Origin of the sequence: Massilia litorea (assembly GCF_015101885.1) — a bacterium.
In the GTDB taxonomy this organism is placed as follows: domain Bacteria; phylum Pseudomonadota; class Gammaproteobacteria; order Burkholderiales; family Burkholderiaceae_D; genus Telluria; species Telluria litorea.
Genome location: NZ_CP062941.1, coordinates 4,796,052 through 4,815,909, shown reverse-complemented (window position 1 = coordinate 4,815,909; position 19,858 = coordinate 4,796,052). Strand labels below are relative to the sequence as shown.

Here is a 19,858-nt window from a genome sequence, read left to right as displayed (position 1 = left end):
GGCTTGCGCACGCTTGAGCGAGCGCAGGGGCGGGCTCCGCCTCGCTGATAACTTCTCAGCTCGCGCGAATTCACGCGCCTGAACTGTGGAGGTGATCCTTGCAAGGCTGCCGCATCGGAGGCTTCACGCTCGTCGAAGTCCTGGTCGCCATGTGCGTGCTGGCGCTCGGCGTGGCCGGCGCCGCGAGCACGCAGGTAGCGGCGGCGCGCCTGCAGTTGACACCCGGCGAGCGCAAGCGTCACCGGGAGGCCAGAACCGAGTTCAGCGCTTGCATGAAAAAGGTGGCGCAACGGTGGGAGAATTGCCGCGCAGAGGCCGAGGCGAAGTGGCCTAAATAAACTAACGAACGGAGGTTGTATGAGACCAGATGTACCATTCATCGCCTTTAGTCTCCGTGACGGGAAGGACGATGCGCTGCATACCACACTGCTTGATCGTCGTGCCCTTGAACGGAAAAGGCCCGAGTACGAGGATACCCTCAGCAGCCTGGCAGCATTGAACGAGCGCGGCCAGGACGAGGCGGCAACCATGATCGGCAAGTGGGTGTTGATGATGCTGAACAATTCGTACCCTGACAAGTTCCGTGCATATCCGAACCTGGTTGTTGAAGTGCGACCGCCGCCATCACCTGAACGTATCGCAGCAATTGAAGCTCAGCTTGACCGTCAGGATAAGGACGGCCAAGGTTAAGCAAGCTTAGTAACGTGCAGTTAGACGGGGACTTAGGTCCCCTTTTATATTTCTGGGACACCCAAGGCCGCTCTACATCAGCCTGGTTGGCGTAGCCCGCGCACGTTTGAGCCAGCGCAGGAGCGCCTGAGGACGTACTGATAACTTCTCAGCTCGCGCGAATTCACGCGCCTGAACTGTGGAGGTGATCCTTGCAAGGCTGCCGCATCGAAGGCTTCACGCTCGTCGAAGTCCTGGTCGCCATGTGCGTGCTGGCGCTCGGCGTGGCCGGCGCCGCGAGCACGCAGGTAGCGGCGGCGCGCCTGCGCCAGCAGGCCGCGCTCGAGTCGGAAGCCGTGCAACTGGCCGCCTCGCTCGGCGCGCGCATGCGCGTCAACACGGCGCAGATGGCGCTGCCGGATGCATCCAATCCCTATCTCCAGTTCGACTACGACGCGGCCGGCGGCGATCCGGCCGCGCCGCCCGTCCAGTGCTTCGGCGGCGCCGATTGCGATCCCGCCCAACTGGCCGCCTTCGACCTCTACGACACGGCACGCATCGTGCAGGGCGCCTTTCCCGGCGGGCGAATTGCCATCTGCCGCGACGGCGGCGGCTGGAATGCGGCGCTGCAGGCTGTTGAGTGGAGCTGCACCGGCGGCGCGAATGCGCCGGTAGTCGTCAAGCTGGGCTGGCGCGCGCCCGGCAGCTCCGCGGCGGCGCCCTTCGTGACGATGGTGGTTGCGGGATGAGTATGCGCCGCCCGACGCCGCGCCAGGCCGGCATGACCCTGGCCGAACTGCTGGTCGCGCTGGCGCTCGGTCTCGGCGTGCTGCTGGCCGGCGCCGTCCTGATGACGGGCGCGAACAAGGCCTATGTCGCCCATGAAGACGCGGCCGGCGTCGACGATGGGGGCCGCTATGCGCTGGCCCTGATCGGGCGCGCGGTGCGCCAGGGCGCCTTTGTCGATTGGGAGAGCCATGGCAGCGCGGGACTGGACAAGGACGCGCCAGCGCCGCTGGCGGGCCTCGACAGCCGTTCGCTGGTCAAAACGAGTGCCGCCATCGACGGTCCGCTGGCGAATGCGGTCAACGGCAGCGACGTGCTGGCGGTGCGCTACCCGGGCGCCGGCCCTGCGCCCGACGGCGACGGCAGCGTGATCGATTGCGCGGGCTTTCCCGTGCATGGCGCGAAGGAGGGCTGGAGCATCTTCTATGTCGCCCGCAACGCCGACGGCCTGGCCGAGCTGCGCTGCAAATACCGGGGTGCGGCCAACTGGAGCGCGGACGCGGTCGTCGCCGGCGTCGACGGCTTCCAGGTGCTGTATGGGCTCGACAGCGATACGCCGCCGGACGGCATCCCGAACCGCTATGTGAACGCCGGCGCGATCGCCGCGCTCGATGCCGCGCTGCTGCCCGCCGAGCGCAAGGAAAAGACCTGGTGGAAGCGTGTCGCCAGCGTGCAGGTGGCCTTGCTGCTGCATGGCGAGCACCCGTCGGCGGCGCCGCAGCCGGACGGCTATGCATTGTTCGGTCTGGCCTACAGTGCCGCGCACGGGGCGAGCGACCAGGGCGTGCAGCTGGCGCAGGCCGAGCTGCGCGGCCAAGGTCCGGCACGGGCGCGCAGGCTGTTCACGGCCGTATTCGCGATTGCGGTAGCCCAGCCATGAGGCCATTCCGACGCGAGCGCGGCGCGGCGCTCATCACCATGCTGTTCCTGATGCTGGCGCTCCTGATGATGTCGCTCTCGAGCACGCGCGCCGCGCTGGCCGGCGCCCGGTCGGCACGCTACGAACGCGACCGCCAGGTGGCGCACGCGGCGGCCGAAGCGGCGCTGCTCGATGCCGAACGCGATATCGAAGGCGCTGCAGGGGCCGCATCGCCGCGTACCGCGATGTTCAGCGCGCCCGACGGAAGCGCCTTTGTCGAGCGCTGCGCCGGCCGGGCCGAGAAGACGGGTCTGTGCAAGGCGGCGAGCGGCGCCGCACCGCCCGCCTGGCAGGCGGCCGACCTGGCAGGCGGCGCCGGCGTCGCATACGGCCGCTTCAGCGGGCGCGCGCTGCCGACGGGTGCCGGCACACTGCCGGCCGCCGCGCCACGCTACCTGGTCGAACTGCTGCCGGGGACTCATCCGGTGTTTCGCGTCACCGCGCTGGGCGTCGGCGCCGACCCGGCGACGATCGTCGTCCTGCAGAGCTACTACCGGCGTGCCGCCGGGGGCGCCGCCGGCAAACGCCTGGGCTGGCGCGAGATCGCCAACTGGCCCGAGCTGCACCAGGCCGCATCGCATTGACCCTACCGAGGAGAGCGCCATGGGACGCGGTTTCACCCTGATCGAAGCGATGGTCGTGCTCCTCATCGTCTCCGTGCTGGCCAGCCTGGCCTGGCCGAGCTATGCCGGCTACCTGACGCGCACGCGCCGCATGGAGGGGAAAGTCGCACTGGTCGCGGCCATGCTTCAGCAGGAGCAGTACCACGCCACCCACCATACCTATGCCGCCTTCTCGAAGGCGGAGCCGGTGGACGGACTCCCGTGGTGGTCGGGGAGTGCCGCCGCCGCCAGCTATTACGAACTGGACGCCGAGGCCTGTCCGGGCAGCGAACTGCGCGACTGCGTGCGGCTGCGGGCGCGGCCCGGCACGGGGAACGTCGATGCCCGCTTCACCGATCCGGAATGCGGCACGCTGACCCTGAGCAGCAGGGGCGAGCAGGGCGCGAGCGGGCAGTCGACGCGTTGCTGGCCATGAAGCGAACGTCCGCCCGGCAGGGGTTTTCGCTGCCCGAACTGCTGACCGTCCTTGCCATCGCTGCCGTCCTGCTGGGTCTTGCTTTGCCCGACCTCGCCGGATTGCTGCGCGCCCGGCAGCTGCGCGCGGCGACGGACGACTTGTTCGGCGCGATCAGCCTGGCGCGGGCGCAGGCGATCGCCCGCAACCAGCGCATCCTGCTGCTGCCGCGCGACGCCGGCGGCATCGACTGGACCCAAGGCTGGACCGTGTTCGCGGACCGCGACGGCGACGGGGCGCCAGGCGCCGGGGACGACATCCTGTCCGTGCACGAGGCGCTGCCCGCCGGGGTGAGGGCGGCCTTTGCCTTCACGAGTCCTGCAGCCCCGTATTACATCGCCTACAATGGCGCCGGGCGCAGCTGCGGCGCAACCGGTAGTGCCACCGCACGCTGGGGCACGCTGTCGCTGTTTCAGGGCGGGGCGATCCGCCGTATAAAAATTAACATGCTGGGCCGGGCGCGCACCTGTGATCCGGAACGCGACGCCAATTGCGACGGCACGGCGGCACCCGGCTAGAACCAATCAAGAACACTGTGCAGATCACGAACGATACCGACGCGATGGCGCTGGCCCTCGAATGGGCCGCAAAAGGCATGTACATCACTGCGCCCAACCCGCGCGTGGGCTGCGTGATCGTGCGCGATGGCGAAGTCATCGGCGCCGGCCACACCCAGCCCGCCGGCCAGGCGCATGCCGAGATCCAGGCCCTGCGCGATGCCGCCGCCCGCGGCAACGACGTACGCGGCGCCACGGCCTACGTCACGCTGGAACCGTGCAGCCACTACGGCCGCACGCCCCCCTGCTCGAAGGCGCTGGTCGAGGCGGGCCTGGGCCGCGTGGTGGCCGCGATGGGCGATCCCAACCCGCTGGTCGCCGGGCGCGGCATGGCGCAGCTGGAAGCGGCCGGTATCGCGACCGCATCCGGCCTGCTGGCCGACGCGGCATATGAACTGAACATCGGCTTCTTCTCGCGCATGCGCCATGGCCGTCCGTGGGTACGTCTGAAAACGGCGGCCAGCCTGGACGGCATGACGGCGCTGGAGAACGGCGAGAGCCAGTGGATCACCGGCCCCGAAGCCCGTCAGGACGGCCATGCCTGGCGCGCGCGCGCCAATGTCATCCTGACCGGCATCGGTACCGTCAAGGCGGACGATCCGCAGCTGACGGTGCGCGGCGTGGAAGGCGCGCGCCAGCCGCGCCGCGTGATCGTCGACAGCCGCTTCGAGATCGGCATGGACGCGCGCATCCTGCAGGGCGATCCCTGCTGGATCGTGGCGGCCGTACCGGATCCGGAGAAGGCAGCGCAGCTGCGGGCGGCTGGCCACGAGGTCATCCTGCTGCCGAACGCGCATGGCAAGGTAGACCTGCCGGCGCTGATGCTGGAGCTGGGCCGGCGCGAGATCAACGAAGTACACGTCGAGGCGGGCTCGAAACTGAACGCCTCGCTGGTGCGCGAGGGCTGCGTCGACGAGCTGCTGGTGTATCTCGCGCCAAGCCTGATCGGCAGCGGGCAGGGCATGTTCGCGCTGCCGCCTTTGAAACGCCTGGCGGACAAGGTCGCATTGCGCTTCCACGCCGTCACGCAGGTCGGCGCCGACCTGCGCATCCTGGCAAGACTGAACAAGAACCATACTGAGGACTAAGCATGTTTACTGGAATCGTCGCCGCTGTCGGCAAAATCAATTCGGTCGCGCCGCTGGCGGGTGGCCTGGACGCGGGCGTGCGCCTGCAGATCGAGTCCGGCGGCCTGCCGCTGGCGGACGTCGCGCTGGGCGACTCGATCGCCATCAACGGCGCCTGCATGACGGTGGTCGAGAAGACCGGGTCGAGCTTCTCGGTCGATGTGTCGCGCGAGAGCCTGAGCAAGACCGTCGGCCTGGACGCGCCGGGCGAAGTCAACCTGGAAAAGGCGCTGACCCTGGCCGAGCGCCTTGGCGGCCACCTGGTATCGGGCCACGTCGACGGCCTGGGCCGCGTGCACAGCTTCGAGCCGGTCGGCGAATCGCGTGAACTGGTGATCGACGCCCCCCAGGAGCTGGGCAAGTTCCTCGCCTATAAAGGCTCGATCGTGGTGAACGGCGTGTCGCTGACCGTCAACCGCGTGGAAGACCTGAGCGTGGACGGCGCCGGTGTGTGCCGCTTCTCGATCAACCTGATTCCGCACACGATCGAAGTCACGACCTTGAAACACCTGCGCGCCGGTTCGCAGGTGAACCTCGAGATCGACCTGATCGCGCGTTACGTCGAGCGCATGCTGTCGGCGTCCGCCGGCGCCAGATAACAAGCGGCCGGGCGCTCCCGCTTTCCGCCTGCGGAGCACGCGCCCGGACGCCCCCGCCCCGCGTCCGGGGTTGACGTCCTCACGCTTGCGTTCGTGCCGGCGCTTTCGCAGCGCCGGGCGGCTCGCATCGTCCGTTCCGCTGGGAAAGTTTCATTAAATTATCAATACAACTGCTACAATGGCAAGTTGTATTGGCTCACCCTCATACCTGCTCGCCGGCTATCGGTCCTGTCCGGCGAACCCTGCTCGCGGTTACCTCCTGCCGTAACTGCCTTTGCACTGCCACTATCGTAAAGAATCGATTCGCCCCGTTATGGAAAATTTTTGCCGAGCAGTCGTCGTCGCAGCCACTGTGCTCGCCTTGCCTTGCCACGCCAGGGAAACCGACCCCGACGATATCGCCAGTCTGAGTCTCGAGGCCTTGTCGAATGTCCGCGTGACCTCGGTCTCGCGCCGGTCCGAGCCGGTAGCCGATGCGGCCGCCTCGATTTTCGTGATCTCCGGGGAAAGTATCCGGCGCGCAGGCGCATCGAGCTTGCCGGAGGCCTTGCGGCTTGCCCCCAACCTGCAGGTTGCGCGTGTCGATGCACGTAACTACGCCGTCACCGCACGCGGCTTCAACAGCGCCTTCGAGAACAAGTTATTGGTGCTGATCGATGGCCGTAGCGTCTACAGCCCCCTGTTTTCGGGCGTATTCTGGGACGCGCAGGATGTGGTGCTGGAAGATGTGGAGCGCATCGAGGTCATCAGCGGTCCGGGTGCAACCATGTGGGGCGCCAACGCCGTGAACGGCGTCATCAATATCATTACCAAAGGCGCGGGCGCAACCCAGGGCACGCAGGTCAGCGCCAGCTACGACCGCGACCTGGTAACGGGCTCGGTGCGGTATGGCGGTGCGCTTGCCGGCGGCCTTCGCTACCGGACCTACCTCAAGTCGTCCGGGCACGATGACATCGGACGCGAAAACGGCTCGGCCAGCCCGACCGGATGGAAACGCTCGCAGGCCGGGTTCCGCGCCGACTGGGGGCAGGGGACGGACACGGCGACTGTCCAGGGCGATGCGTACACCGGCGCCTTGCACCAGCAGGGCACACGCGACATCCGCATTGCGGGTGCGAACCTGCTCGGCCGCAAGTCGATTCGCTTGTCCGGGGGCTCGGAGCTCACTGCCCAGGCGTATTGGGATTTTACCGAGCGCAACCAGCCCGGCGCTTTCATCGAGCATCTGAATACGATCGACGTCCAACTGCAAAGTTCGGTCATGCTGGCCGAGCGCCACCGCGTCGTATGGGGCGCGGGTTACCGCCAGGCCTTCGATCGCATCGACAATGGCGCCGCGTTCGCCTTCCTGCCGGGCGACCTGAACCTGCACTGGGGGAATGTCTTCGTGCAGGACGAAATCGACGTGACCGATACCGTGCGCCTGATCGCCGGCGCCAAGCTGGAACACAATAACTACACCGGCCTCGAATTCCTGCCGACCTTGCGGCTCGCGTGGAAGCCTACCGGAAGCAGTCTCACCTGGGCGTCGGCATCGCGCACGGTACGGGCGCCGTCGCGCATCGACCGCGATTTCTACAGCCCGTCCAATCCCCCGGTCGTGGGCGGCGTGCCGCGTTACGCGCTGGCCGGCGGGCCCGACTTCCGCTCGGAAGTGGCCGCTGTGCTCGAACTGGGCTACCGCATCCAGGCCACGCCGGCACTGTCGTATTCAGTCACCGCCTTTGCCAGCGACTATGACCGCCTGCGCACGCTCGAACCGAATACGCGCGGCCCCGGATCGGTGTTCAGCAATCTCGCCAACGGCCGTACCAGGGGCATCGAGATGTGGTCGACCTGGGAGGCGGCCGAGGCGCTGCGGCTGTCGGCCGGCTTCGTGGCGCAACACGTCCGTACCACGACCGAACCGGAGAGCAGGGACGCCAGTGCGGCAACGGGCCTGGCGACCAGCGACCCGAGCAACTACTGGAACCTGCGCGCTTCCTGGGATGTCGCCCGGGGCCAGACCCTCGACGTGCTGCTTCGCCATCACGGCAAGTTGAGCCGTCCGGAGGTGCCCGCCTACGAAGCCCTCGATATCAACTACACCTGGCGCGTCAGTCCCGGCCTCGATCTCTCGGTCAACGGACGCAACCTGCTCGACTCCGCGCACCCGGAATTCGGCGGTGGGGCGAACCGCAGCGTGTATGAACGCGCAGTCGGGGTGAACCTGGTGTGGCGCCTGTAATCATGCTCCGTTCATGCACCGGGCTGCTCGCTGGCCCGGTTCGCCGTTTCCTGGTGGCGCCCCTCGCGCTCGTGTTCGCGTTTGTGCTCGCGGGCTTGCCGGCGCACGACGCCTGCGCGCAACTCGGCCCGCCGTCGGAAAGCGTCGTCAAGGCCGCTTACCTGTCGAAGCTGGGCAACTATGTCGAGTGGCCGGTTCGTGCCGCGCCGCCGCCCAACGGCCGTATCGTCATCGGTATCGTCGGTGCCGACGACGTGGCCAACAGCCTGTCCCAGATGTCGGCCGTGCGCGATCCGGTCAAGGGTACGATCGCCGTGCGGCGCCTGCGCAACGGCGATGCGCTCGACAATATTCATATCCTGTACCTGGGCGATGGCTACGCCGTCCGGGCCGGCGCCATGATCGACCAGGCGGCGTCACGCTCGATCCTGGTCGTCACCGAATCGGACGATGCGCTCTCGCGCGGCAGCGTCATCAATTTCCGTCTGCTGGACGAACGGATCCGCTTCGATATTTCACTCGAGTCTGCCGAAAAAGCCGGCCTGCGACTGAGTTCACAACTGCTGGCGCTTGCCGCGACCGTCATCAGGGAAAAACGCAAATAATGTTCAGTTCGATACGGCGCTCGATTTCGCGCAAATTCATGGTTGCCGTCATGGCGACGACGTTTACCGCGGTGTTCGTTTCCGGACTGGCGAACCTGGCCTATGACATCGAGGACTTCCGCACCGGCGTACTCGAGGAACTGACGTCCCAGGCGGACATCCTGGCACAGGTCAGCATCGCCGCCCTGGAGTTCGAAGACAAGCCAAGTGCGGAGGCGACGCTCGGGCGCCTGCAGGCAAGGCCGAGCGTGCAGTCGGCCGCGATCTACCGCGCCGATGGCAGCCTGTTCGTGACCTACACAGGGCGCGAGCAGTCGCAATTGCTGGCGCCGCCGGGCCGGCCGAGCGCACAGGCGCATATCATCGACGGTAACGTGATGCATATTTTTCGTCCGATAAAGCGCGGTTCGGAAAAACTCGGCACGATCTACCTGCGCTCGGCCTATCCGCTCGATGCCCGCATCGAACGTGGCCTCAAGATGTTTGGCGCGGCACTGGCGCTCAGCCTGCTCGTTGCCGGACTGGTCGCGGCGTGGCTGCAGTCCGCCGTCACCAGGCCGGTGAAGGCAATGACCGGCGCGGTACGCGAATTGATTGCGCAGCGCGACTTCTCGAAACGCGTGAACAAGACCACCGACGACGAAACCGGCATGCTGGTCGATGCGTTCAACACCATGCTGTCGGAGATCGGGCAGCACGCCGCCAAACTGGAGCAGAGCAATGCATCGCTCACCCATGAGGTCGAGGAGCGTACCCGGGTCGAACGCGCCATGAGCGATTTGAACCTGTCGCTCGAGGAGCGCATTGCGGCGCGCTCGCTGGAACTGCAGCGAGCGAACGAGCAGCTGCACCACGCGCAGAAAATGGAGGCCATCGGCCAATTGACCGGTGGCGTCGCCCACGACTTCAACAACGTGTTGCAGGTCATCGCCGGCAACCTGCAACTGCTTGCGATGACCTTGCCGGACAATGCCGAGGCACAGCGTCGCCTTTCGACTGCCAAATTTGCGACCGAACGTGGTGCAAAATTGTCGTCGCAATTGCTGGCGTTTGCACGACGTCAACCGCTGCAACCGGCGCCGACGAATCTCGGGCGGGTCCTGCGCGACATGGACGACATGCTGCGCCGCGCCCTGGGCGAAAGCGTCGAAGTGGAGACTGCGGTGACCGGAGGCCTGTGGAACACCCTGGTCGACCCGAATCAACTTGAAAACGTCGTACTGAACCTGGCAATCAACGCACGCGACGCGATGAAGGGGCACGGCAAGCTGACCCTGGAACTCGGCAACGCGATGCTTGACGACCACTATGCCGCCGTCGAACCGGAGGTCGTGGCCGGCCAATACGTGTTGCTGGCGATCTCGGACACCGGCTGCGGCATGGCGCCCGAGGTGCTGGCCCGCGCTTTCGAGCCCTTCTTCACCACCAAGCGCGAGGGTGAAGGCACGGGCCTCGGCCTGAGCATGGCATTCGGCTTCGTCAAGCAGAGCAGTGGCCACATCAAGATCTACAGCGAAGTCGGTTCGGGCACCACCATCAAGATTTATCTGCCGCGCTCGCACAGTGCCGAAGAGCAGGCATTCGACATGACGGCGGGCGAGGTCGTGGGCGGCTCGGAAACGGTGCTCGTCGTCGAAGACGACCTCGCGGTCCAGGCCACGGCGGTCGACATGCTGTCCCAGCTGGGGTATCGCGTGCTGAAGGCGGACAACGGCGACGCGGCGGCCATCATCCTGAACGAGCACAAGGACATCGATATGCTGTTCACGGATGTCGTCATGCCCGGCAGCGTGCGCAGTCCCGAACTGGCGCGCCTTGCGAAGTCGCTGCATCCCGGCATTTCAGTGCTGTTTACGTCGGGTTACACGCGCAACGCCATCGTCCACGGCGGCAGGCTCGATCCTGGCGTCGAACTCATCAGCAAACCCTACCGCGGAGAAGATCTGGCACGCAAGATCCGTCATGTGTTCGCCAATACCCGCCAGGTCGAGCGCATGCGCCAGGACAGCGCCGACGTCGCCGGCCGGGTGGCCGTCGACGCGCAATCGCTGCGCCTGCTGGTGGTGGAAGACGACCCGGACAACCGCTCGCTGCTGCAGGAAATCCTGACCATGCTCGGCCACCGCGTAACGGCCGTCGGCAGCGGCGAGGACGGCTTGCAGGCCTTCCACCCCGGGCTGTTCGACGCACTGGTGACGGACCTGAATCTGCCGGGGATATCCGGTCTGGCGCTGGCCGATGCATTGTGCAAGGCGCAGCCTGGATTGCGGGTCGTCATTGCATCCGGCGTCGGGCGAGCCGAGGGTGGCCCGGGCGCCCATGGATACGCGAGCCTGACCAAGCCGTATCGGGTCGATGAGCTCGAGGAAATACTGCGTGGCGTCGCCGCCTAGCGGCAGCGGCCGCACACGCGCGGGCGTCCGTCTGGCGTGTTTATTCCGTGCTGCCGACGGCCGCGTTGTGCGCTAGCGGGACGCTCGGCGCTGGCTGCGGCGGGAACGCGCGCTGCAGGCCGAAGCGGGCCAGGGTGTCCGCCGTCGACGGCCGGTGCAGCGCAACGAGCTTGAGCGCGATGTCGCCGATCGAAGCGGACATCCTTGTCCGGTGCAGGTTGCCCAGCGTCGCCAGGGCCGGCGCATTGTCCATCCCGTTGTTCAGCCTTTCCATGAACTGGTCCGCCTTTATCACGCGCGCGCTGTCGAAGCGGCGCGGGCGCTCGATGCGCGCGTTCGGGGCCAGCAGCACCAGGGTGTCGACCGGGGCGTCGTCGAGGCCGAACGGCTCGAGCGCATCGCGCAGCACCGAGACCTGGCGCGCCTGCGCCGCCAGAGGCGAGGGCATCGGTACGTAGCATTTGTTTGGTTCGTCCCAGCGCAGGAAGTCGCCGTCCTCGGTGATTTTCAGGCCCTGCGAGAAATACCTGGTGTCGAGCAGGTAGAAGCGGCGCGAACGGTGGATCAGCAGGTGGTCGATCTGCGCCGCGCGGCCGTCGTTCGACACCAGCCGCAGGTCGTGCACGACGGCGGTCCTGGTGGAATCCTTCAGGTAGATGTCGATCAGGCCGACGGCCTCGCGTTCGGCCAGCATCCCCGCCCGCATCATGCGCAGTTCACGCTCGAGCAGCGGCTTCTTGTCCGGGCTGGCGAGCGCCAGCATGCGCTGCAGTATCGCGACTACGGGCATTTTGTTGTCGCTGTCCTTGTAGATCATTGTCAACTCCTGCTGAGGTCGAACTTTCACTCTAGCTTTGGGTCAACTGTCCGACCCCGTATTTATTAAGTGAGAGCAAGATTATTCATACCGCATACAAACTGTTGCGCTCCCGACTCACAAGAAACGGCGTAGACTGCTCCCCCACAATAAACATGAGCCAGCCCTGCATCGACTCAGCTGCACAAGGCTGCCGTCACGAGGAGAAGAAATGAGCGTCAAGGAAGGTTTGCGGCCACTGCTGGGTGCAGCCCGATTCACAGTCTTATTGACAGCCATGGCCGCCGCGGCCGCGCAGGGCGCGCAGATGCGCGAATACCGCTCGGTCGCGATCAGCGGCGGCGGCGAGTCGGTCGCCGCGATCGAATCGAGCGACCCCGGCATTCCGGGGCGGCGCGCACACGGACACATCGTCGTGCGCGACGCCGCCAGCGGCAGGATCACTGCCGAATACGATCCCTGCGCCACCTGTTCCTATGATTTCCCGGCCTGGTCGCCGGACCGCAAGGGCCTCGCCTTCATCGGCGCCAACCGCGATGCCGGGGAAGCGACCCTGTGGGTGGCCCAGGGCGGCAAGCTGACGGCCGCCGCCACCGTCAAGGGGGTGGCAAATACCGCGCGCTGGTCGCCGGACGGCGCCAGCATCGCCTTGCTCGCCACCGTCGGCGCGAAGAAACAGACCGGCGCGGTCGAAGCCGGTGCGCGCCAGGTCGGAGAAATAGGCGTCGACGAGGATGCGCAGCGCATCGCGCTGGCGCCCGCCGCCGGCGGGGTGCTGCGCCTGGTGTCGCCGCCCGATTCCTTTGTCTACGAATACGACTGGACGCCGGACGGCCGCGGTTTCGTCGCCACCAGCGCGAAGGGAAACGGCGACAACAACTGGTGGGTCGCCACCCTCGGGCACGTGGACCTCGCCAGCGGCGCGCTGCGGACGATCGCGGCGCCGAAGATGCAAATCAGCCTGCCGCACGTGTCGCCCGACGGGCGCAGCGTCGCTTTCGTCGGCGGCCTGATGAGCGACTTCGGCTCGGTCGGCGGCGACGTGTTCACGGTGCCCTTCGAAGGCGGCGAACCGGTCGACGTGACGCCGAACCATGCCGGTTCGTTCAACGGCCTGGCCTGGAAGGGGCCGCAGTTGCTGGCCTCAAGCCTGCAGGGTAGCGAGATGGCCGTGCTTGCGATCGACCCCCAGGCGCGCACGGCGCGCACGCTGTGGAGCGGAGCGGTGTCGGCTAACGGTTCGGCCGACGGCCGCTTCGTATTCAGTCTCGATGGCAGCTCGGCCGTCTCGGTGCACGAGACCTATGAACAGGCGCCGCGCATCGTCGCCGGCCGCCTGCCCGCACTCGGGCCGATCACCCGCGACAACGTCGATTTCGCCCCCCAGGTGGCGGCGCGCAGCATCAGCTGGACCAACGAGGGCATGCGCAGCCAGGGCTGGCTGGTCGGTCCACGCAAGCCGCAGGCCGGCCTCAGGCACCCGATGGTGGTGATCGTCCACGGCGGGCCGGCAGCGGCCGCCACGCCGCGCTTCGTCGCGGCGGGCGAATTCGGCAACCCGCTGGTGCGCGAGCTGGTCGAGCGCGGCTTTTACGTGTTCCAGCCGAATCCGCGCGGCAGCTATGGCCAGGGGATGGCCTTCGGCATGGCGAACCGGCGCGACTTCGGCGGCGGCGACTGGCGCGACATCCTGGCCGGCGTCGATGCCGTGCTCAGGGAAGCGCCGGTCGACGGCGCGCGCCTCGGCCTGATGGGGCATTCCTACGGCGGCTTCATGACGATGTGGGGCGTCACCCACAGCAAGCGCTTCAAGGCGGCGGTGGCGGGCGCCGGCATCGCCAACTGGATCAGCTATTACGGCCAGAACGGCATCGACCAGTGGATGGTGCCCTTCTTCGGCGCGACCATGTACGAGGACCCGGCCATCTACCGCGCGGCCTCGCCGATCGAATCGATCCGGAACGCGACCACGCCGACCCTGCTGTACGTGGGAGAGCGCGACGTCGAGACCCCGGCGGTGCAGTCGATGGAGTTCTGGCACGGCCTGCGTGCGGTAGGGACGCCGACGGCGCTGGTGATCTACGATGGGGAAGGGCATGCGATTCGCAAGCCGGAGCATCAGCTGGATCAGCGGCGCAGGACGGTGGAATGGTTCGAGAGGTATCTGAAGTAGATGTAGGGTGGGCGGGTCTCCCGCCCACGCGGTGATTGTTACCGGCTCCGCTATCGTGCGCGTTGATCTTGCTGCCAACGATCACCGCGTGGGCGGGGAAGCCGCCCACCCTACGTGTCAATTCGCGGCCTGCACCGCCTCCGCCTTCTTCTCCGGATACAGCACCACCTGCACGTAATTCTCCGTGTTCAGGTAACGCCGCGCCGCTTCCTGCACTTCGCCCGCCGTGAGCGCATTCACCCGCTCCTCGTGCGTCAGGATCGCCTTCGGATCGGTCCCGTCGAGCAGCGCCGACTGGATGCGGCCCAGCCAGTAGCCGTTTTCGCGCAGGGCCTTGCGGTGGTTCTGGATCCAGTTCTGCTTGACCTTGGCGAGGTCGCCAGCAAGCGGGCCTTCGCGCTTGAGGCGTTCGAATTCGTCGAAGGTCGCCTTCAATACCTTGTCGACGTTCTCGGGTCCGGTCGGCAGCGTCACCGACAGGCTGTAGTGGCCGTAGGGGATGCGGCCCAGCTGCCCGCCGGCGTTGCCGCCGTAGATCAGGGACAGCTGCTCGCGCAGCACCTCGATGATGCGGATGTTGAGCACCTCCACCAGCGCCTGCAGGCGCATCTGTTCCAGCTCCGAGAACGCCGCCTCACCGGTGAAGGTCAGCGAGATCGTGCTCTTCGGTTCGGTACCGCTGTAGACCGCGCGCTTGACCACGCCCTTCACCGGACGCAGGCCGACGTCGCGCCATTCGGTCGGGATGGCGGGCGTGGGCAGGCTGCCGAGCCAGGTGGCCAGCAGCGGCTTGACCTTGTTGACGTCGAAACTGCCGACCATCACGAAGGTCAGGTCTTTGGCGCTGGAGAAGCGCTCGCGGTAGATGGCGATGCTGCGGTCCAGGCTGATCTGGCCGAATTCCTCGGGAAGCAGCGGGCGCGGTGCGCGCGGGTGGTTGTTGTAGAGCGTGGCGACCACTGTGTCCCCGAAGCGCGCGCTGGGCTGGCCAAGGCGGTTGCGCGCGGCTTCGACCTGCTTGCCGATGAAGGACTTGAACAGGTCTTCGTCGCGGCGCACGGCGTCGAAGCGCAACCACAGGAGCTGCAACATGGTCTCGATGTCGGTCGCGCCCGACGAGGCGCCGAGCACTTCGTTGTAGCCGGCCAGGCCCATGGTCACCGCGGCCGCCTTGCCCGCCAGGACTTTCGACAGGTCGAGCGGCGAATAGTCCTGCAGGCCCATGCTGGCGACGATGGCATTGGCGTAGCGCGCGTTGAGGATGTCGGCGTCGCCGTACAGGCTCTGGCCGCCGAAGCGGGCCGCGCTCATCATGACCTGGTCGTTGCGGAAATCGGTCGGCTTCAGGATCGCCTTGACACCGTTCGAGAAGGTCAGATAGGTCAGGCCGAGCGCCTTGTCTTCACGCTCTTCCACGATGCTGCCGGCCTTCGGCGGCTGCGCCATCAGCTGGCTGCCCAATACCTTTTCCTCGTGCGGCGCGACTTCGGCCCGCTCGGCCGCGGCGAGCGCGGCCAGCAGCGCCGCGCCCTGCGGCGGCGGACTGTCGGCACGCTCGATGCCGGTATAGATCACCAGCTTGCCGGAATTGGCCGGGATCGTGCGCCGCGCGTAGGCGTTCATTTCGTCGAGCGTCACGGCTGGCAGCATTTCGGTGGCGTAGCGGTATTCGGCGGCGATGCCGGGGATCGGTTCCTGCTGCAGGAAGTTGCGCAGGTACTCGGCCACGTAGGCGCCGGAGTCGGTTTTCTCGCGTTCGTTGTACAGCTGCTCGAAGCTGCGCAGCATGTTCTTGCGGGCGCGATCGAGTTCGGCCTGGCCGAAGCCGTAGCGGCGCGCCCGCTCGTTCTCGCGCACCAGGGCGTCGATCGCCTTCGGCGCCCCGCCCGGGCCGATGACGGCGCTGGTATTGAATGATTTATAGAAGGGCGTGAGTTTGCCCAGGGCGCTGCCGCCGCGCAGGAAAGGCGGTTCGGCCAGCTGCGAGAGTTCCTGCAGGCGCGCGCCGAGCATGCCGGTGAACAGGCCCTCGACCAGCTGCTCGCGGTAGCCGCGCACGGTGTCGGGCTCGCGTACCGGCTGCACCGGGTAGCGCACCAGGATGCTGTTGCCGCCGGCTTCCTTGTCCGTGACGACCACCGCTTCGGTCTCCTCGCGGCGCGGGATCTCCGCATACACGCGGGGGCGCGCCGGCTTCGGATTGGACAGCTTCGAGAAGTGCGCCTTGATCAGTTTTTCGATGGCCTTGGGGTCGATGTCGCCGACCGCCACCACCGCCATCAGGTCGGGCCGGTACCAGTCGCGGTAGAAGCGTTTCAGGGTCTCGGGCTTGAAGTTGCGCAGCACCTCTTCCTTCCCGATCGGCAGGCGTTCGGCGTAGCGGGAGCCGTTGTAGATCTTCGGCCAGATCTGCTTGCCGATGCGGTCGCCCGCGCCTTTGCCGAGCCGCAGTTCCTCGAGCACGATGCCGCGCTCCTTGTCGATGACGTCCTCGTCGAAAGAGAGACCGTGCGCCCAGTCTTCCAGCACCTGGAACGCCTTGCCGATGTTTTCCGGGCGGTCCAGCGGGATCGGCAGGATGTAGACGGTTTCGTCGAAGGAGGTGTAGGCGTTCAGGTCGGCGCCGAACTTGACGCCAATCGATTGCAGGTAGTCGACCAGCTCGTGTTTTTTAAAGTTGGTCGAACCGTTGAAGGCCATGTGCTCCACGAAGTGCGCCAGGCCCTGCTGGTCCTCGTCCTCGAGGATCGAGCCGGCCTTCACGACCAGGCGCAGGTCGAGCTTGCGCTCGGGGCGGGCGTTTTTCTGGATGTAGTAAGTCAGGCCATTCGGGAGCTTGCCGACCTTGACCTGCGGGCCGACCGGAATCGGCGCATCGAGTTTCAGGGCGGCGCCGGCGCCGAAGGGAAGGAGGAGGAGGGTGCAGGCGAGACAGGCGTGGCGAAGGAATTGGCTGAACATCGGGGCTTCCGTTGTAAGGCGTCGAGCCGCCATTGTACTGGCCGCTCGCGTCTTTGTTCACACCGTCACGCGCCCCTTCTGCAGCAGCAGCGCCATCTCGCGCGCCGGCACCGGCCGGCTGTACAGGTAGCCCTGCAGGACCTCGCAGCCGATCTTGCCGAGATAATCGCGCTGGGCCAGGGTCTCGACGCCCTCGGCCACCACCCGCAAGGACAAGCCTTCGGCCAGCGCGATCGTGGCCTGGGCGATCGCCGCGCTGCGCGGATCGGTGGTGATGTTGCGCACGAACGCCTGGTCGATCTTGAGCTTGTCGAGCGAGAAGCGCGACAGGTAGCCGAGCGAGGAGTAGCCGGTGCCGAAGTCGTCGAGCGAGAGCGACACGCCCATCGCGCGCAGCTCGGCCAGCTGGGCTTCGGCGGCCGTGGTATCGCCCATCATGACGCTTTCGGTCAGCTCGATCTCGAGATAGCGCGCTTCCAGGCCGGATTCGGACAGCGCCGCGCGCACCACCTGCGGCACTGTGCCCGCCTTGAACTGGTGCGCCGAGACGTTCACCGCCACCGGCACCCGCGGCAGCCCGGCGTCCTGCCAGGCCTTGTTCTGCTGGCAGGCCTGGCGGATCACCCAGTCGCCGATCGGCAGGATCAGGCCGGTGTCCTCGGCCAGCGGGATGAAATCGGCCGGCGAGACGCGGCCCAGTTCCGAGCTGTGCCAGCGCAGCAGCGCTTCCATGCCGAGCACGCGGCCATCCTCGCGCGCCACCTGCGGCTGGAAGTGCAGCGCCAGTTCGGCCTGGCCGATGGCGCGCCGCAGGCGCGTTTCCAGCGCCAGCCAGCGCATCGCCTGGTCGTTCATCTCGCCCTTGAAGAAGCGGAAGCCGTTGCGCCCGGCGTCCTTCTGGTGCGCCAGGGCGGCGTCGGCGGCCTTCAGCAGGTCGCCCGCCGCATTGCCGTCGCGCGGAAAGACGCTGATGCCGACGCTGCCGGTGACGACCACGTCGTGCCCGCCGACGGAGAACGGCTGGGCGATGGCTTCGATCAGGCGCTGGGCGGCGAAGATGATGTCCTCAGTGTCCTCGCAGCCGGTGAGCAGCACGAACTCGTCGCCCGACAGGCGCGCCACCGTGTCGGCGGGGCCGGCGATCGCGCTGGCGCGGCGCGCGACTTCGCGCAGCAGGGCGTCGCCGGCGGCGTGCCCGAGGCTGTCGTTGATGCGCGAGAGGCGGTCGACGTTCACCAGCAGCAGGGCCAGCTGGCTGCCGTCGCGGCGGGCCGCGGCGATCGACTGCTGCAGCCGGTCGTGGAATAGCGAACGGTTCGGCAGCAGGGTCAGGGCATCGTGGTTCGACAGGAAGTCGAGCTTGTTGTGGGCGGCCTTCAGCGCCGACAGGTCGGTCGAGACCGAGACATAGGCGGTCAGCTTGCCGGCTTCGTCGCGCACCGCGCTGATGCTGGTGCGCTCCGGATAGACTTCGCCGTTCTTGCGCCGGTTCCAGATCTCGCCGCGCCACTGGCCGTCCTGTTCCAGGCTGTCCCACATGGCGCGGTAGAAGGGTGCTTCGTGGCGTCCCGAGCGCAGCACGCGCGGGTTCAGGCCAATGACTTCGGCCTCGCGGAATCCCGTGATCTGCTCGAAGGCCGGATTGACCGCGACGATGTTCGCGCAGGCGTCGGTCATCATGATGCTTTCCTGGGTGCTGTCGAAGACCTGGCGCGCCAGTTCCAGCCGGTGCTCGCTCTCGCGCAGCGCGGCATCGGCCTCGGCGCGCGCCGTCGCTTCCAGCTGCAGCTGGGCCGCGTGGCGCTGCACCACGCCATACAGGTTCAGGTTTTCGTAGGCCACCGCCAGGTGCGCGGCGAGGGCCGAGGCCCAGCGCTCATCCTCTGCCGAAAAGTGGGTGGCGCTCGGCGCGCGCACGAAGTACAGCCAGCCGTACAGGTTGCGCAGGCAGCGCACAGGCAGGCCGAGGAAGGAAGCGCAACGCGGCAGGCCCCTTGGCAAGGTACCCAGCAGCGGATCGCCTTCGGCCAGCCGGATCGGCTCGCGCGACAGCAGCAGGGCGCCGGGCAGGCGGGTCCCGGTCGCATGCACCGCCAGCAGGCTGGGATCGAGACCGCGCGCATTCAGGTGGCTCACGGTACGTTCGTCGTTTTCGAGCAGGCACAGCGCCAACTGGTCGGCGTCGAGGATGCGTGCCGCGGCCTTCAGGAAAACGTCGACCAGGCCTTCCACCTGGCGTTCGTTGACCAGGTGCAGGCACATCTCCTCGATCGCGGCGAGGCGTGCCCCGAGGCGGCTCTCGCTTGCTGGTGCGACGGGCGCCGGCAGGAAGGCGTCGGAGACGCTGCGCACCCGGACCTGTGCGTCCCGAGCCGCCGCCGCCGACAGTCCCAGCTCGGCATTCACGGCCGCCATGATGTCCTGCGGGTCGGACGGTTTGCTGAGCACCGTCTGCACCCCGCAGCTGCGCGCCATCGCCACCGTCTCGCGCTCGGCATAGACGGCAGAATAGAAGATGACGCGGGTGGCGGCCAGGGCGCGGTCGGCGCGCAGGCGCTGGACGAACTCGTAGCCGTCCATGGTCGGCATCAGGATGTCGGTAATGATCAGTTCGGGACGCTCGGCGCGCACCAGCTGCAGGGCGGCGGCGCCGTCTTCGGCTTCCAGCAGCCGGTGTTCGGTGAAACCGAGCAGGGCCATCAGGTAGGCCCGGTTGCTCGGACGGTCGTCGACGATAAGAATGGTGGCCATCAGTGCGTCTCCCGGGCTGCGGCGGTGCACTGGCGGGTAAAAATCGGAACCAACATGACAACTCCATGAATGCGCCGGCGGCAGCACGCGGACGCTTTAGATCTGACTGTGATGAATCATATTCTTCTGGATGTCGCAAACACCACAAAGTTGCTTATTAAAACATAATATTTAACAATTTATTTTAAACAAAGGCA

Annotated in this window: 16 protein-coding genes; 13 read left to right on the top strand and 3 right to left on the bottom strand. The window is 66.9% G+C overall.

Translation table 11 applies throughout. From position 1 onward, the window contains the following. The first annotated feature begins 98 nt into the window (after nt 1-98). The 12 genes from LPB04_RS21645 to LPB04_RS21590 all read left to right on the top strand — a co-directional run bounded on the left by LPB04_RS21645 (nt 99) and on the right by LPB04_RS21590 (nt 10,959). Nucleotides 99-338: a type IV pilus modification PilV family protein gene (locus tag LPB04_RS21645; RefSeq protein WP_193686500.1), complete on the top strand. Its 240-nt coding sequence runs from the start codon at nt 99-101 to the stop codon at nt 336-338. Between the two features lie 19 nt (nt 339-357). Next, a complete protein-coding gene (locus LPB04_RS21640) occupies nt 358-690 on the top strand; it encodes a hypothetical protein (protein ID WP_193686499.1) in 333 nt (110 codons plus the stop codon). A gap of 191 nt (nt 691-881) precedes the next feature. After that, nucleotides 882-1,418: a type IV pilus modification protein PilV gene (gene pilV, locus LPB04_RS21635; RefSeq protein WP_227496529.1), complete on the top strand. Its 537-nt coding sequence runs from the start codon at nt 882-884 to the stop codon at nt 1,416-1,418. After that, nucleotides 1,415-2,335: a PilW family protein gene (locus tag LPB04_RS21630; RefSeq protein ID WP_227496528.1), complete on the top strand. Its 921-nt coding sequence runs from the start codon at nt 1,415-1,417 to the stop codon at nt 2,333-2,335. Before pilV ends, LPB04_RS21630 begins: the two co-directional genes overlap by 4 nt. After that, nucleotides 2,332-2,958 carry a pilus assembly protein gene (locus LPB04_RS21625; RefSeq protein ID WP_193686498.1) on the top strand — a complete coding sequence of 209 codons (627 nt, stop codon included), beginning with the start codon at nt 2,332-2,334 and terminating at the stop codon, nt 2,956-2,958. The genes LPB04_RS21630 and LPB04_RS21625 overlap by 4 nt, the downstream gene beginning before the upstream one ends. A gap of 19 nt (nt 2,959-2,977) precedes the next feature. Next, nucleotides 2,978-3,412 carry a type IV pilin protein gene (locus LPB04_RS21620; RefSeq protein WP_193686497.1) on the top strand — a complete coding sequence of 145 codons (435 nt, stop codon included), beginning with the start codon at nt 2,978-2,980 and terminating at the stop codon, nt 3,410-3,412. Then, entirely contained in the window at nt 3,409-3,969 is a 561-nt protein-coding gene (locus LPB04_RS21615; RefSeq protein ID WP_193686496.1) for a GspH/FimT family pseudopilin, read from the top strand. The genes LPB04_RS21620 and LPB04_RS21615 overlap by 4 nt, the downstream gene beginning before the upstream one ends. A gap of 17 nt (nt 3,970-3,986) precedes the next feature. After that, a complete protein-coding gene (gene ribD / locus LPB04_RS21610) occupies nt 3,987-5,096 on the top strand; it encodes a bifunctional diaminohydroxyphosphoribosylaminopyrimidine deaminase/5-amino-6-(5-phosphoribosylamino)uracil reductase RibD (RefSeq protein WP_267878228.1) in 1,110 nt (369 codons plus the stop codon). 2 nt (nt 5,097-5,098) lie between these two features. Further along, nucleotides 5,099-5,734 carry a riboflavin synthase gene (locus tag LPB04_RS21605; RefSeq protein WP_193686495.1) on the top strand — a complete coding sequence of 212 codons (636 nt, stop codon included), beginning with the start codon at nt 5,099-5,101 and terminating at the stop codon, nt 5,732-5,734. A gap of 352 nt (nt 5,735-6,086) precedes the next feature. After that, a complete protein-coding gene (locus LPB04_RS21600; RefSeq protein WP_227496527.1) occupies nt 6,087-7,961 on the top strand; it encodes a TonB-dependent receptor plug domain-containing protein in 1,875 nt (624 codons plus the stop codon). 2 nt (nt 7,962-7,963) lie between these two features. Then, on the top strand, nt 7,964-8,566 hold the full coding sequence (locus LPB04_RS21595) for a YfiR family protein (protein WP_193686493.1): 603 nt from the start codon (nt 7,964-7,966) through the stop codon (nt 8,564-8,566). Further along, nucleotides 8,566-10,959, top strand: coding sequence for a response regulator (locus LPB04_RS21590; protein ID WP_193686492.1), 2,394 nt, complete (start codon nt 8,566-8,568; stop codon nt 10,957-10,959). The genes LPB04_RS21595 and LPB04_RS21590 overlap by 1 nt, the downstream gene beginning before the upstream one ends. A gap of 40 nt (nt 10,960-10,999) precedes the next feature. Here LPB04_RS21590 and LPB04_RS21585 read toward each other — a convergent pair whose 3' ends face one another. Then, nucleotides 11,000-11,776: a nuclease-related domain-containing protein gene (locus LPB04_RS21585; protein WP_193686491.1), complete on the bottom strand. Its 777-nt coding sequence runs from the start codon at nt 11,774-11,776 to the stop codon at nt 11,000-11,002. Between the two features lie 211 nt (nt 11,777-11,987). Between LPB04_RS21585 and LPB04_RS21580 the strand changes: the two genes are divergently transcribed. Beyond that, nucleotides 11,988-13,949, top strand: a complete 1,962-nt coding sequence (locus tag LPB04_RS21580) for a S9 family peptidase (RefSeq protein ID WP_193686490.1) — start codon at nt 11,988-11,990, stop codon at nt 13,947-13,949. A 117-nt stretch (nt 13,950-14,066) separates the two neighbouring features. On the opposite strand, the gene LPB04_RS21575 is transcribed toward LPB04_RS21580, so the two are convergent. Further along, entirely contained in the window at nt 14,067-16,910 is a 2,844-nt protein-coding gene (locus tag LPB04_RS21575) for a M16 family metallopeptidase (RefSeq protein ID WP_193686489.1), read from the bottom strand. Nucleotides 16,911-16,967: 57 nt separating this feature from the next. Next, the gene (locus LPB04_RS21570) at nt 16,968-19,661 is read right to left on the bottom strand and encodes a two-component system response regulator (RefSeq protein ID WP_193686488.1); all 2,694 of its coding nucleotides are present in this window, start codon (nt 19,659-19,661) and stop codon (nt 16,968-16,970) included. Nucleotides 19,662-19,858: the final 197 nt, after the last annotated feature.

Excerpts from the sequence above, each read along its gene's own strand:
- LPB04_RS21640 (WP_193686499.1), top strand. The coding sequence starts at position 358 with ATGAGACCAGATGTACCATTCATCGCCTTTAGTCTCCGTGACGGGAAG.
- LPB04_RS21630 (WP_227496528.1), top strand. The coding sequence starts at position 1,415 with ATGAGTATGCGCCGCCCGACGCCGCGCCAGGCCGGCATGACCCTGGCC.
- LPB04_RS21625 (WP_193686498.1), top strand. The coding sequence starts at position 2,332 with ATGAGGCCATTCCGACGCGAGCGCGGCGCGGCGCTCATCACCATGCTG.
- LPB04_RS21620 (WP_193686497.1), top strand. The coding sequence starts at position 2,978 with ATGGGACGCGGTTTCACCCTGATCGAAGCGATGGTCGTGCTCCTCATC.
- LPB04_RS21615 (WP_193686496.1), top strand. The coding sequence starts at position 3,409 with ATGAAGCGAACGTCCGCCCGGCAGGGGTTTTCGCTGCCCGAACTGCTG.
- LPB04_RS21605 (WP_193686495.1), top strand. The coding sequence starts at position 5,099 with ATGTTTACTGGAATCGTCGCCGCTGTCGGCAAAATCAATTCGGTCGCG.
- LPB04_RS21595 (WP_193686493.1), top strand. The coding sequence starts at position 7,964 with ATGCTCCGTTCATGCACCGGGCTGCTCGCTGGCCCGGTTCGCCGTTTC.
- LPB04_RS21590 (WP_193686492.1), top strand. The coding sequence starts at position 8,566 with ATGTTCAGTTCGATACGGCGCTCGATTTCGCGCAAATTCATGGTTGCC.
- LPB04_RS21585 (WP_193686491.1), bottom strand. The coding sequence starts at position 11,776 with ATGATCTACAAGGACAGCGACAACAAAATGCCCGTAGTCGCGATACTG.
- LPB04_RS21580 (WP_193686490.1), top strand. The coding sequence starts at position 11,988 with ATGAGCGTCAAGGAAGGTTTGCGGCCACTGCTGGGTGCAGCCCGATTC.
- LPB04_RS21575 (WP_193686489.1), bottom strand. The coding sequence starts at position 16,910 with ATGTTCAGCCAATTCCTTCGCCACGCCTGTCTCGCCTGCACCCTCCTC.
- LPB04_RS21570 (WP_193686488.1), bottom strand. The coding sequence starts at position 19,661 with ATGGCCACCATTCTTATCGTCGACGACCGTCCGAGCAACCGGGCCTAC.